The sequence below is a fragment of the Candidatus Methanoplasma cognatum genome (genome assembly GCA_009777615.1).
GTDB lineage: Archaea > Thermoplasmatota > Thermoplasmata > Methanomassiliicoccales > Methanomethylophilaceae > Methanoplasma > Methanoplasma cognatum.
The window spans coordinates 132,440-145,710 of record WRLM01000002.1; the positions used below are offsets into that span (position 1 = coordinate 132,440).

Annotated in this window: 11 protein-coding genes; 5 read left to right on the forward strand and 6 right to left on the reverse strand. The window is 53.6% G+C overall.

Annotation, left to right across the window (positions count from 1 at the left end; all coding sequences use genetic code 11):
* Positions 1–32: 32 nt before the first annotated feature.
* The 3 genes from FWG96_03585 to FWG96_03595 form a co-directional block, all read right to left on the reverse strand.
* Entirely contained in the window at positions 33–1,079 is a 1,047-nt protein-coding gene (locus tag FWG96_03585; protein ID MCL2032335.1) for a Fic family protein, read from the reverse strand.
* Between the two features lie 209 nt (positions 1,080–1,288).
* The gene (locus tag FWG96_03590) at positions 1,289–1,714 is read right to left on the reverse strand and encodes a hypothetical protein (GenBank protein ID MCL2032336.1); all 426 of its coding nucleotides are present in this window, start codon (positions 1,712–1,714) and stop codon (positions 1,289–1,291) included.
* A 46-nt stretch (positions 1,715–1,760) separates the two neighbouring features.
* A complete protein-coding gene (locus FWG96_03595; GenBank protein MCL2032337.1) occupies positions 1,761–2,186 on the reverse strand; it encodes a DUF3784 domain-containing protein in 426 nt (141 codons plus the stop codon).
* A 465-nt stretch (positions 2,187–2,651) separates the two neighbouring features.
* Between FWG96_03595 and FWG96_03600 the strand changes: the two genes are divergently transcribed.
* The 3 genes from FWG96_03600 to purH all read left to right on the forward strand — a co-directional run bounded on the left by FWG96_03600 (position 2,652) and on the right by purH (position 8,436).
* Positions 2,652–4,253, forward strand: a complete 1,602-nt coding sequence (locus FWG96_03600) for an FMN-binding glutamate synthase family protein (GenBank protein MCL2032338.1) — start codon at positions 2,652–2,654, stop codon at positions 4,251–4,253.
* Positions 4,254–4,769: 516 nt separating this feature from the next.
* On the forward strand, positions 4,770–6,494 hold the full coding sequence (locus tag FWG96_03605; GenBank protein ID MCL2032339.1) for a hypothetical protein: 1,725 nt from the start codon (positions 4,770–4,772) through the stop codon (positions 6,492–6,494).
* 385 nt (positions 6,495–6,879) lie between these two features.
* Entirely contained in the window at positions 6,880–8,436 is a 1,557-nt protein-coding gene (purH, locus tag FWG96_03610; protein ID MCL2032340.1) for a bifunctional phosphoribosylaminoimidazolecarboxamide formyltransferase/IMP cyclohydrolase, read from the forward strand.
* Here the strand turns inward: purH and FWG96_03615 are convergent, their stop codons facing one another.
* Genes FWG96_03615 through FWG96_03625 form a run of 3 tightly spaced genes read right to left on the reverse strand, consistent with a single transcriptional unit; the run spans position 8,437 to position 10,708 of the window.
* Entirely contained in the window at positions 8,437–8,628 is a 192-nt protein-coding gene (locus FWG96_03615) for a hypothetical protein (protein MCL2032341.1), read from the reverse strand. It abuts the gene before it with no gap.
* Positions 8,629–8,652: 24 nt separating this feature from the next.
* The gene (gene nadC, locus FWG96_03620) at positions 8,653–9,480 is read right to left on the reverse strand and encodes a carboxylating nicotinate-nucleotide diphosphorylase (protein ID MCL2032342.1); all 828 of its coding nucleotides are present in this window, start codon (positions 9,478–9,480) and stop codon (positions 8,653–8,655) included.
* A complete protein-coding gene (locus FWG96_03625; protein ID MCL2032343.1) occupies positions 9,473–10,708 on the reverse strand; it encodes an MBL fold metallo-hydrolase in 1,236 nt (411 codons plus the stop codon). The genes nadC and FWG96_03625 overlap by 8 nt, the downstream gene beginning before the upstream one ends.
* Before the next feature lie 224 nt (positions 10,709–10,932).
* On the opposite strand from FWG96_03625, the gene FWG96_03630 reads away from it, so the two are divergent.
* Entirely contained in the window at positions 10,933–12,399 is a 1,467-nt protein-coding gene (locus tag FWG96_03630; protein MCL2032344.1) for a hypothetical protein, read from the forward strand.
* 74 nt (positions 12,400–12,473) lie between these two features.
* A complete protein-coding gene (locus tag FWG96_03635; GenBank protein ID MCL2032345.1) occupies positions 12,474–13,268 on the forward strand; it encodes a hypothetical protein in 795 nt (264 codons plus the stop codon).
* The last annotated feature ends 3 nt before the right edge of the window (positions 13,269–13,271 follow it).

A 13,271-nucleotide genomic window follows, 5' to 3' on the forward strand; every position in this document is an offset into this window, starting at 1 on the left:
ATTATTTATGGGCGGACGCCGTTGCGCGTCGATCATCTTATCCATACGTACTTAGCGTCTTTGTAGCTTCCTGTCTTCCTGACCCTTCCTTGCTTCTGAAGCTCGGACAGCTTTGCTTCGATGGTCGCCTGGCTTATGTCAGGCAGGAGTTCCATGATCTCCTTTTTAGAAATGGATGGGACACTGTTTTTCACGGCCGCTTCTATGCGGTTGCCTTTGTTCGCTTTCTTCTCCCCCACCACATCAAACCGCCTCTCTAATTCCCTATAGCAGACGAACAGCGTGAAAATGAAGTTCTCTATGAATGGGAGGTAGTCGTTGCTGTTATCGTGCCAGCCATCCGACGATGCCCTGAGGGACTCGTAATAACTCCCTTTGTGTTCGTTGATCTGCCCCTCGAACGATATGTACTTACCAACATCGATACCGTTCCTATACATCAGGAGGAGGGACAGGAGTCTGGACATCCGCCCGTTGCCATCAGGGAAGGGGTGTATGCACAGGAAGTCCAGGATGACGCACGGGATGAGGAAGATTGGGTCTATGCTGCTGTCGTCCTTTGCGTCGACGTACGCGAGGATGAGCTGTTCCATTGCCTCCTTCGTCTCCTCCGACGGGGTCGGCCTGAACCTCACTCGTCTGGCCCCGTGCTGGTCGACCTCCATTATGACGTTATCGCTTGTTTTGTACCTCCCTCCGCCGTTAGGCGTGTAGGACATCATCATCCTGTGCATATCCAGTATCAGCCCTTCGCTCAAATCCATTGACATGTGCTCTTTGTGTACCGTGTCCAGGACGTCTCTGTATCCGGCTATCTCCATCTCGCTGTGGTTGAGAGGCGCGCTGTTCTTGTTGACTATCTCCTCAATGCGCCTGTCCGTCGTCACAATCCCCTCAATCTCATTGGAACCCTTGATTGATTGGATCCTCGCAATTGATTCCAGGGCGGTGAACGCCTCCCGGTTGCTCTTCTTCCTGTCTTCTTCTCTTATCCTGAATGCCTCGATCCCTTTGGTGAGCCCCACGGTGTCCGCCCGTATTCTGATGTCTTTTATGAAGGAGTAGTCGTAGCGCCGCATCTTTCTGCCTCTTGGTAAATGTTACTGCATATATTTTATAATATTTATATGCAGTATTTCTCAGATCCGATAGATTTACTGCATATTTTTCAGCTACCGTTCAAACGCGAGGCAGAATACGACATCTATTGAATATTGTCTGAAAATATGTTGAAAAAGAAAGGGGACACAGGATAGATATACTCAGCGGAGGGTGCCGGTCATGCCCATTATGGGTTCTTTGTTCCAAACGGACCCCTGTGCTTTTGTATGCGGAAGAGCGTGAAAACATTGTAGATAATCAGCAACGCCGCCGCGAGCATCGCCATCTCTCCCAGGATCCCGTCGAAAGCCAATTTCAGGAGCCATAGGAATGATACCAGGACGTATAGCACCCCCATCTGGGATGTGAGCCTCTGCGCGTCGAACCCCGGCCTCCCTTGCCCCAGCATGTCGCCGGAAGGCGTTCTGAGCATATTGTCCCATCCTATGTAAGTGGCTAAACCAGTGACCAGCATCATCACCGAAAGGGACATGAACACCCATGCGGACAAATCTGCCGCCTCAAAGGTTCCGAAGCGGAGCGCGCCTGTCGCGCCGGCGATCCACAGCAGGAGCATCAGTGCGGCGCCCTTCCATCTTCCCTTGGCGAACATAATATGGGACCAGTGTGCTCGCATATCAAGCTTTCCCCGAAGCCCGTCAGGATCTTTTCGGCGGGTCGACCTTGAACCTTCCCGTGTTGAGGAATACGGCCATGAAAACGACCCCCGCAACGAATGCGACGGTCATCACCCAGAACATCATGGGGCCGTAAAACACGGATGACGGCCATGAGAGGAAGAACACATATGACAGCAGGACAAGGGAGGCCCCCGTGAAGGACGTGACCTTCTCCATGTCGAAGGCCGACCGTTCGTCTTTGGACATTGTGTTGAATCCAGCCAGCAGCATATAGCCGCCCAGGTACACCCCTATCCCGCATACCATGACGATCGACGAGAAGAGCGGCCAGAGCCACACCATCATGCCCCAGTCGTCCTCGGGGATGCACAACATCACCGCCGCTATGACGGCGGCCCACAGCAGTCCCATCGCCAGGGCACCTTTCCACCGGCCTCTGATCATCGACGCAAAGAAAGGGTTTTGAATATATAGCTGCGCGTTTGTTGTTTAAACCTTTTTTTGAAGGAGGACATCCTCTCGTGGGCTTTCATAGGGTACTTGCCGCACATCTTTGTGTGGCAGCACGGCGTATTTTGGGGCAGGAACAAAACCCTCAAATGCCGCAGCAGAAAACCGAATAGTCACTACAGAACGACCACCTCTCTCACATCATGCGGAAAGGTCAACGGGCCTAAGGCGGCCGTTGCTATACTGACGGCGGCCAACGGCGCCGAATCGCGGGCAATTCAGCGCCGGTATGGGGCTTGCAGATTTTGTGTGGAAACAAGGGACTTTTTACGAAAAACGTCTGTTTTTATTCGTGATGATCGCAAAGATATCCGCCGATGGTTTTTCAATGAACAAGAGGCTTAAATCCTATGAAAGCTAATCCGCTCCCTTCGTAGGGAACTACGAAAGAAGGTTAATATGTCGATAGAGAACTCTAAATCAACCACAGGAACGGCGATCCGAGTTAAGGATCCGTGTCCGATAAACGGAATGTGCCCCGTCTGCATCGAAGACTGTAATGTCCTCTGCGAGGTCGGGAAAGGCGCGCTGAGAGGAAGAGAGGTGCTTTACCCAAGCCCCGAACACTTCGGAAAATCAACAGCCGCCTCCAACAAGGACTATTTCTTGGACTGGTCTCACTTCCAGATCATGGCGGAGCTGCTGGGTGCGAAAGGCATCGAGCCGGACCCCGACGTGGCGTTCTTCGAGAATGTAGACATCTCGACCACAGTAGGCTCGAAGGGGAAGAACCCGATAAGCATGAAGCTGCCCGTACACATCGCGGGCCTCGGCTCTACGGCAGTTGCGAAGAACAACTGGAAAGAACTGGCCGGAGGCGCGGCGATAGCGGGAGTAAGCGAGGTCATCGGAGAGAACGTATGCGGGATGGATTCCGATTCGGTGTACTCCAACGGAAAAGTGCAGTCCTCGCCGGACCTGGCCTTCCGCGTGAGCTCTTACACGGACCACTGGGACGGCAAGAACGGACGGATAGTCCTGCAGACGAATGTCGAGGACACCCGTGGCGGCGTGGACGACTACGGATTATCGAAGCTGAATGTGGAGGTTATAGAGAGGAAATGGGGACAGGGAGCGAAGGCCATCGGCGGAGAGGTAAGGCTCAGCACGCTGGAGAGGGCGCTTGAGCTCAAGTCCCGCGGATACATAGTGATGCCTGACCCGGAGGACCCGGAGGTACAGGCCGCTTTCAAAGCGGGGGTGTTCAAGACTTTCGAGAGGCACAGCCGCGTCGGATTCCCCGATGAGCGGTCCTTCCTTGAAGATATAGAGAGCCTGAGGCAGAAGGGCGCCAAGAATGTATTCCTGAAAACCGGAGCATACAAACCGGAGGTTGTGGCGTTCACGATGAAGTGCGCTTCCGAGGCGAAGATAGATCTTCTCACTTTCGACGCCGCCGGAGGCGGAACGGGAATGTCCCCGGTCAGCCACATGAATGAGCTCAGCTCCCCCGGGATATGGCTGTTCAGCCAGGTGATGGCATGCGCCAAAGAGCTTAAGAAGCAGGGAAGGTTCGTTCCGGACCTGTCATTCGCCGGAGGTTTCATCAACGAGACTCAAATGTACAAAGCGTTCGCGCTGTCCGACATGGGCGACGGCCCGCTGGTCAGATCGATAGGGATGTGCAGAGGACCCATAGCCGCGGCGGTGAAGGGAAAGCACTTCGCGGAACTCGCGGCAAAGGGACAGCTTCCCTCATCCTTCTCGGAACATTACGGGAGCGATCCGAACAAGTTCTTCATAGGCGCGATAGGACTGCAAGAGAGGTTCCCCGGCAAGAAGATAGGGACCGACATCCCCTGGGGGGCGGTCAGTCTGTACACCTATTTCAACGACAGGCTGGGAGAGGGACTCAAACAGCTCATGGCCGGAACCCGCAAGTTCAAGCTTCAATGCATAGAGAACGAAGACATCGTCACTCTGTCCGAATATGCAAGCAAGGTCTCCGGGGTGGAGACGCTTGACGCAAGAGCTGCCAGAGTTATGAAATCACTTCTCTAAACCCCAAAGGGCCGCCGAGGCCCTTTGAATTTTATTTTTTAGGCCGGACGGCATGCAAGGAATATTGTTGGAAGGAAGCCTTATAATATGACCACTTCTTATGATTTATTCCCATTAATGCCGTTTTTTGAATAATACCTACTATATTTATCTATATATTCATATATATGTAAAATAATGCAGAATTGTTGATAGATTTGCTGTGTTTCTGCAGTCGGAAGTTTGTAGCCAGCTTATTTTTTTTGCATGTGCGGAATCAGGTTTTTTATGCCATAGAATGGTCTTCTATTAAAAAGTCTCGTATATACTGCAAATATATTGTACCTATTGGTTATATATATTGACAAAGGAATATCTATAATGAATCGGAAAAATCTCAGGATGCCGCAACATTCGTGCTCCCCTTTGACGGAGAAAATATCGGAAAGGGGATCATCGAACGGGATCGGTTCCGGCAGATGGCCGATCACACGTTTCAAAAAAATACGGTAAAAAGCAGATATGGAGGAATAAGAAATGCAGAACAAAGGCAGAATAGGTATATGTCCCTTGCTCGCTCTGGTAGTGGCACTGGTAATGATACCAGCTGCCGCTGTTTCTGTGACAGGGATTAACGACATCTCATTCGAAGATAGTTTTGGCGGAAACAGAGCGGATGTTTTCTGCGACGTGACCGCAGTATCCGACGGGGTCGTCGCGGTAGGATGGGCCGAACAAGAGTCCTTCAGGACCGGCGATTGGGCCGGTATCAGCGGAAAAGGCGGCACCGATGCGACCATTGTGAAATACAACGACGCAGGCGACGTTATATGGAAGAAGAATTTTGGAGGACGGGGCGATGATATGTTTCATTCGGTGACCGCAGTATCCGACGGGATCATTGCTGTCGGAGCGTCAGGATCGGCATCGTTCGGCAATGGCGATTGGAGCGGCATCGAGGGAAACGGCGGCACCGACGCGATCATTGTGAAATACAATGACGCAGGTGAAGTCATGTGGAGGAAGAACGTCGGAGGAGCGGGCGCGGACGTGTACCATTCGGTGACCGCCGCCCCAGGCGGATTCGTCACCGTGGGATTGTCCGACATCCCCTTTTCCTTTTTTGAAAAGGGGCCGGACCTCGAATGGAGCGGCTACGGTGTTGCGGTCATTGTAAGATACAATGATAAAGGCGATATTGTGTGGGTAAAGAGCTTTGCAGAGCCCGGCGGCCATTCTTTTGTTTCGGTAGCAGCAGTATCAGACGGGTTCGTCGTCTTGGGCACCAGTAGCCCTGATGAAAAAGGAAATCGGGACTATGTCGTAAAGTATGACAGTGCAGGCAATATGAAATGGTGGAGATATTTCTGCGCGGGGGATTTTCGTTCTATAGCGGCTGTTTCTGACGGATTTGTCGTCGTAGGTAGTATTTCGGCAAATTATTTCGGATCCGGTATCTGGACGGGGGTCAAAGCAAAAAGCAGCGTTGCGGACGCGGTCATTTTGAAATTCAACAATGCCGGCGATCTGGTGTGGAACAAGAACTTCGGCGAAGGTACCAGGCCTGTGAAATGCTATTATTTCCATTCGGCAACGGCGGTGCCTGACGGCATCATCGCCGCGGGCGATGCGCATGCCGCAAGCGGCGCCAACATAACCTACAGCAATGCAATAGCTGTGAAGTACAGCAACGCCGGCGAGGTCCTGTGGGAGGATGACTCGTCAGGGGATCTTCACAGCAAGTTCTACTCGGTGACCGCGGTGCCGGACGGCTTCGTTGCTGCCGGGGCGTCCGGACCGACCCCGATCGAAGGAAAGATAAAACAATACGACGCGCTCGTCGTGAAATACGGTACAGTGGGAATCATTCACGTTACGAATATAACCAATGTGCCAAACAGGGCGGCCGTGGGAACATACCTGTCCTTAACAGGCACGGTGGCTCCGGCCAACGCCGCCGGTATGGAGATCGTATGGACGGTCAAGGATCCTGGGACCACAGGGGCCACGATCAATGGCAACGTACTCCATACGACAAGCACAGGCACGGTCATTGTGACAGCCACCGTTGCGAACGACACGTATGAAAAGGACTTCGCGATCGTCATCGGCACTTCCGAACACGTCGTTGTAAAGGATGACGGTTTCGGCTCGAACATGCTGCTGTACGCAGGCGCAGGGATAATGATCACTGTGCTCTGCGCCGGCGCGGCGACGATGTTGATTGGAAGAGGAGCCAAAAGAAACTTCTCCGGGTCTTGACGGTAACATCAATACGTATTCGGATACCAGCGGGGGGCTTCTTTCAAACCTAAAGGCTGTAAAAAGGAATGGCCTCTCTGATCCGGCATGCATTCTTTTTTGCAATCTGAGGTTCCAATTCTCTTTCACGGTTTCGAAATGAGATTTTTTCTGAACAGAACGCCGCTTACTGTCAAGGCCAGGAACAATATGAGCAAGAATGAAGCAGGCCGCTGCCCGAATACCATGGTGATGATGAATATGGCTGCGACCGCACATACGGACAGAACCATCAACACTTCTTAAGAGTGGCCCTTCGTCTATTTCCGAAAGGAGCCTTTATCTAACACGACCACCTTTCAAAAACGTACTCACAAAAATGCGGGGTGCCTCGAAGAAGGGGGTAATGAATTTGGTCAAGATAAGAAGGGCTATTGTCAGCGTTTCCGACAAGAACGGAGTGCTGGAACTCTCGAAAGAACTGACCCGGATAGGGGTCGAGATAATATCCACAGGCGGCACGCACCGGCTCCTGAAGGACAACGGGATACCTGTAAGAGAGGTGTCGGACGTAACGGGATTCCCGGAGATGCTGGACGGGCGCGTGAAGACCCTTCACCCCATGCTGCACGGCGGCATCCTTGCCAGGAGGGACGTCCCGGAGCACATGGCCGCAATTGAGGATAAAGGAATAATGCCGGTCGACATGGTCGTCGTGAACCTGTATCCGTTCAAGGAGGCCGTCCTCAAGGACGGAGCGAAGTACGAGGATATCGTAGAGAACATCGATATAGGCGGCCCCAGCATGATAAGGGCGGCGGCAAAGAATTACAGATCGGTCGCGGTGGTCACGAACCCCAGCCAATATCCCCTGATACTGGAAGAGCTGAGCTCCGGAGGGGAGATATCCGAAGGCTTGCTCGAGAAGCTGATGCTTGAGGCGTTCATCGCGACCGCCGAGTATGATTCAATGATAGCCTCATACATGTCTGAAAGGTTCGGCGAGGGATTCCCCGCATCGTTCCCTATCCCGTCCGAGAAGGTGGAGGACCTCAGGTACGGAGAGAACCCGAACCAGAAAGCGGCGTTCTACAAAGCACCGTTCGCAAAAGGCACCACCGTGGCCAAGTCGGAACAGATCCACGGAAAGGAATTGTCGTACAACAACATACTCGATCTGGACAAAGCTCTGGATATCGCTTTGGATTTCGAAAGGCCCACGGCCGTGGTCATGAAGCACACCAATCCCTGCGGTCTCGCCTCGGAAGATAACATATTCGATGCGTTCAAAACGGCGTACAACGTCGATCCGTTATCCGCGTACGGCTGCGTCATTTGCCTGAACCGCAACTGCGACATGAGAACGGCGGAGATGATATCGCAGTATTTTGTCGAGGCCGTGATATGCCCCGACTATGAGCCGGGCGTGTTCGATCTTCTGTCGAAGAAGAAGAACATACGTCTCCTTAGGACGAACTCCCCGATCGCGCCGTCGGAGAGGCACAGGGAGTTCAAGATGAAGAAGGTCCAGGGAGGGATACTCGTTCAGACCGACGAGGATGTGGTTATAGATCCCAAGGACCTCAAGGTGGTCACGGAGCGCCGGCCGACCCAGGAGGAGATATCCGCGCTGCTTTTTGCCTGGAAGCTTGCCAAACACGTGACGTCGAACGCAGTCGTCTTCGTAAAAGGGGAAAGGGCGATAGGCATCGGCGCGGGACAGATGAGCCGTGTGGATTCCGCGAAGATAGCGGCGATGAAAGCGAATGAGCCCACGGCAGGGTCGGTGATGGCGTCAGACGCGTTCTTCCCATTCAGGGACGGCGTGGACGAAGCCGCGAAAGCGGGCGTGACGGCGATCATACAGCCAGGCGGGAGCATAAGGGACCAAGAGGTAATAGACGCGGCCAATGAGCACAATATGGCGATGGTCTTCACGGGCTGCAGAGTGTTCAGGCACTGATCATTCTTCAAGGTTGTCGGGCAGCATCGGTCTGCCTTCAGCTTTCCTTTTCATATGGCCGCCGGGGCCGCCTCTTTCTTCTCTTGCCTTATCGATGCATTCCGCGTCGTCACATACGAACGCAGCATAAACGAAGTTGGTGCTGGTCTTGCCGCAGAACTGGCATTTGTAATCTTTGAAGTCGATCGCCATCGCCCCCGCATCGCATTTTCTAAATTAAGACCTTTCCTCAACATCCAGTGAGAAGTGCACAGCCTTCGGGGAATGTGTCAGGGAGCCCAGGGAAACGATGTCCGCACAGCCCGCAAAGTCGGCGGCATTCTCTTTGGTTATATTGCCGGAGGCCTCGACCAGCACGTTCTCGCTGACCGATCTGGCCCTATTCCTCAGTTCCTTCGTGTCGGAGGGAGACATATGATCGGCCATGATGATATCGGCTCCCGCTTTTGCGGCAAGGACGCCGTCATCAATGTTCGACACTTCTATCTCTATTTTAACGCCTTCAGGCACGTCGGATAGAAGACTCAGAGCGTTTTCGACGCCGCCGCAGGCAACTATGTGGTTGTCTTTGATCATTACCATGTCATAGAGGCCGGATCTGTGGGGCCACCCGCCGCCCAGAGCGACGGCCTTCTTCTCAAAATATCTGAACCCCGGAGTGGTCTTCCGAGTCCCGGCTATTCTCATGCATGGGTCCTTCTCTCTGACCATCCTTACGGCGGAATCGGTCTCGGTGGCTATCCCGCTCATTCTCATCAGGAAGTTGAGGGCTATCCTTTCCCCGGTCAGTATCCCCCGGAGGGGACCCTCGAGAATCAGGACCTCGGTGTTCTTCGGTACCCTTTCCCCGTCGGCCGCCGTCTGTGAAGAGGATACGCCGAGCAGTCTGAATATCTCCGCCGCCTCCTCCAGACCGGCGACCACGGCATCCTCCTCGCATACTATGCGCGCCCTCCCGGGAACGTCTGGGACGAAGATGCCCGTCGTTATGTCTCCGGACCCCACATCCTCTTCCAGGAATGGTCTGAGGTCCATCTCAGACATCCAGCTCGAATACCTTTCCCAGTTCGGGAAGGATGACATTGTAATCCTGAAGGTCCGGGAGGAAGAGCTCTCTTGTTTCGGAGTGCATCAAGACTATGTTGTCCGGGTCGCATTTCTTTGCGAACTCCACAAGTTCGTCGTGGCCCGCGTGAGCGGAGAAGTCATACTTCGCGATCTCGCATTTGATCTTCACCATCTCTCCGTCGAGGATGATGCTTCCGGTCTCGAGAAGGAGCCTCCCGTTCGTGTCCTCCGCCTGGTAGCCGACAAGGAGTATGGCGTTCTTCGGATCGTCCTTGAGGGTCCTCAGATACCCAAGCACCGGGCCGCCGTCAAGCATTCCGCCGGTCGTGACGATGATCTGCCCTTTCACAGAGTGTTTCCTCATGTTCGCGTTCCTCACTTCTCTGAATGTCTTCTTGGCACTTCGCATGGTGCGCGGATCCCTCAGGTATTCCGGATAGCTCAGGAAGAGTTCCGTGACCGATTTACCCATCCCGTCGACCCACATCTCGTATCCGAGGTCCTTCAGTATGATCATTATCTCCTGCGTCCTGCCGACCGCAAAACACGGGACTATCACCGTCCCTCCCCTGTCTATCACTTCGTCAATCTTCGCTATGAACGCGTCGGCCGTCTCATCCCGCGAGGGGTGGTTCCTGCCGCCGTACGTACCTTCGATTATCAGGTTCTTGCATTTCACGGGTTTGGCCCCGAAGACAAGCTTCTGGTTCGCGGTGTGCAGGTCGCCGGTGTACACCGTGCTGTTGTCGTATTTGAATTCGAACATGGCCGCCCCGGGGACGTGGCCCGCCGAGTGGAGCGTGACATCAGTGTTCCCGAGCTCGATGGTGTCCTTGAACGTGAAAGGCACCACCAGGTTCAGTGTTCTCTCCACGTCGCCGATGGTGTAAGGTTCGCTATATCCTTCGGCCGTTGCGATCTTGAGACTGTCGTAAAGCATGATCTCCGTTATCTCCGCAGAGAGCGGGGTCGTGAACACTTCGCATTTATCCCTTCCGCATACGGACGGAACCATGCCGCAGTGGTCCAAATGACAGTGCGTCAGGAACAGGTGGTCGACCCTTGGCGGCACTAGTGGGTATTCGGGTGGTTTCGTCGGACTCATGCCGTATTCGACAAGCATGGTCTTATTATCGCCTTCTATCGTCATTCCCATGCGGCCGACCACGTCCGCGCCGCCGAGAAATCTAAATTTCATTATCATTGATGGAGTTCTCCTTTTTTTTGAATGCCTTTTCGGCACGTGTGAAAAGAGAGCCGCGCCGCGGCATCTCTTCGACAGTGAATAGTGATGCCATTATCCATGGCAGTTTGCACGTAGTAAGGTATTTATCTTGCATATATTTAGTTTCCTAGTGTGGGTATGTTGGAGAAAAAATCTCCCTATCCATGCGAAAATACTAAAATATGTATGCTGGTTATGTAGACATGGCAACAGCTTTGAAAGGAGAGAAAATCATAGGCGGAGTGGGTATAGCCGCCGTCGTAGTGTTTCTTGTTGCAATGATCATTACGGTCATCACAAAAGATGGTTTCATCTTTGGGAGCGGAAGTTTGAGCGACCTTTTCCCAGAGGAAATCTTTGCAGTCGGCTGCATATTAGCCGGTGCGATAGGAGCGCTTTTCGGCCTATTGATAACATACAAAAAACCGGAAGCGAAAGTATTCATAGGCAAGGTCCGCGGACTCCTGATGATCCTGGCTGGCGCCGTGCTCGCCACACTTGGGATAACGAGCATCCTGGAAATAGCGGACGTAGAACAAATGATCGTCTATCTGCTCATAGCGCTGATAATATTGGCGGCGGCCGCGGACATGTTCTGTGACTGGGTCACCGACCAAAAGATACTCATGGCGGTCTCTCTGATCCTGACGCTGATCATGGCGCTCACAGGAGTACTGAGTCAGACAGGCGACAATAACATAATGGGATTCGTCTTCGCGGTCTTTGTGGCGGCATGGGTCGCGATGCTGGCCATGATGAGGTTCGTTCCCGTAGCGGAACCGGTACCCGAAAAATCGGGTAAGAAAGGCAAGAAAGGGAAGGCACAGGAAAAAGGAGCGAAGAAGAACGCACCGATGCCGAAACCTTATCCTGCAAAGAAAGAGGCCGCTCCGGCGCCCAAAAAAGCAGCGACGGAGAAGCCTGTCTACAAAGAAGTTCCGAAGAAAGAGGAGCCGAAGAAGAAAGAGGAGCCGAAGAAAGAAGAGCCAAAACCTGCCGCAGAGGCCAAAAAAGAGGAGCCGAAGCTCAAGGTGATGAGTTCCAGAGAGGCGGCGGCGGCAAGGGACGCCCGCAAAAAAGAAGAGGAACCCGTACCGGAACCTGTGGCGGAACCCGTACCGGAACCTGTGGCGGAACCCGTTGCAGAACCTGTGACAGAGCCTGTGGCGGAACCAGTTAAGGAACCCGTACCGGAACCTGTGGCGGAACCCACCGTAGAACCTGCGGCAGAGCCGGCGTCAGAGACCGTTACGGAACCGGTTGCAGAGGCCGAGCCGGAATCCATTGTGCTTGTTGTGCCGGATGATTCGGAAACAGAGACCGAGGAAGCGCCCGAAGAGTATTACGAGGACTTTGATATCATGGAAGAGACCCCCGACGCACTGCTGAGGAGGGCAACGTGGAATAAAGGACTCAGATGCAGAAGGGACTATGGGGAGAACCAGATCCCGATAGCCTTCGTCAAGGCCAAGGTCGCGGTGTATGTGCTGCCGGAGATGGGAGACACATCCATTGACGACAAGCTCAGAGCCGAGGGATGGACCGTGTTCCGTTATCTGGAAAGCGAGATAACGGACGGCAAGGAGCAGGCGGAGGAGATCAACAAGGCCGTGAAGGAGAATCTCAAAGCGGAACGCGCCGCAAAGAAGAAGAAAAGCTCCAAGAAATGATCCTTTTACCAAACCCTTTAAACCTTTCCATTTTTGCGCAGGTTTTTAAATGCCTATATTGTTGATGTAGCGGGATGAGGATGGATAACAGCCCTGTTCGCCAAAAAGTGGTAAAGCTGCTTGATATTGACAACGACGTCTACAGCATGAGGATGGCGGCCGTATTATGCCTCGGACTGTCCGCACTTCTCTGGTGGATACCAATATTCGGTCCGGCTGTCGCCGGCTACGTCTGCGGAAGGAAAACGGGATCGATGGTAAAAGGAATGATCTGCTCGCTGGTCTGCGGAGCGGTCCTGCTCTTGATCGTCTGGGGTCTCTCCGCGTCCGTTCTGGGTCATGGGGGATACCCTGATGTCCCGGCGGGTGAGGCGGCCGCTTCCCTGAAGGGGATAGTCGGCGCCACCGCCGCTTATCTTCAGACATTCTTCACCGAAGGGACCTCAAGCATAAACCTTGTGAATCTGGGCGTCGTCACGGTGTTCGGAGGGGTAGGAGGCATACTGTCAAGGCAGATACGGAAGGAAACGGCGCATCTGATCGCGATAGGTGCCACGGAAGGTTCCGCAAGACCCGTCGCCAGGTCCATGCTCCTGTACAGCAGGAACAAGGAACTGGGATTCGAGTCCTTCGACGACTGCATAGCCATGCAGAAGATGACGACAAACGAGAACAAGGACACGAAAGCCGAGCGTAAGGAGGAAAAAGGCGGAACGGCAAAGGCGCGGGAAGGAAAGCCCGTGGCTACGACCGTTCAAACAGTAACGACCACGGTGTCGAACACCGCGCCCCAGGCGCAGAGCGGCAAGGCCGAGAGCCCTTTCTCCGATATTCTGGAGAGGTCGGAACGAAAAAAGGGTAATATTTAAGCG

Bases quoted from the DNA above. Each gene is read 5' to 3' on its own strand.
- FWG96_03585 (MCL2032335.1), bottom strand. From the start codon at position 1,079: ATGCGGCGCTACGACTACTCCTTCATAAAAGACATCAGAATACGGGCG.
- FWG96_03590 (MCL2032336.1), bottom strand. From the start codon at position 1,714: ATGTTCGCCAAGGGAAGATGGAAGGGCGCCGCACTGATGCTCCTGCTG.
- FWG96_03595 (MCL2032337.1), bottom strand. From the start codon at position 2,186: ATGATCAGAGGCCGGTGGAAAGGTGCCCTGGCGATGGGACTGCTGTGG.
- FWG96_03600 (MCL2032338.1), top strand. From the start codon at position 2,652: ATGTCGATAGAGAACTCTAAATCAACCACAGGAACGGCGATCCGAGTT.
- FWG96_03605 (MCL2032339.1), top strand. From the start codon at position 4,770: ATGCAGAACAAAGGCAGAATAGGTATATGTCCCTTGCTCGCTCTGGTA.
- purH (MCL2032340.1), top strand. From the start codon at position 6,880: ATGAATTTGGTCAAGATAAGAAGGGCTATTGTCAGCGTTTCCGACAAG.
- FWG96_03615 (MCL2032341.1), bottom strand. From the start codon at position 8,628: ATGGCGATCGACTTCAAAGATTACAAATGCCAGTTCTGCGGCAAGACC.
- nadC (MCL2032342.1), bottom strand. From the start codon at position 9,480: ATGTCTGAGATGGACCTCAGACCATTCCTGGAAGAGGATGTGGGGTCC.
- FWG96_03625 (MCL2032343.1), bottom strand. From the start codon at position 10,708: ATGATAATGAAATTTAGATTTCTCGGCGGCGCGGACGTGGTCGGCCGC.
- FWG96_03630 (MCL2032344.1), top strand. From the start codon at position 10,933: ATGGCAACAGCTTTGAAAGGAGAGAAAATCATAGGCGGAGTGGGTATA.
- FWG96_03635 (MCL2032345.1), top strand. From the start codon at position 12,474: ATGAGGATGGATAACAGCCCTGTTCGCCAAAAAGTGGTAAAGCTGCTT.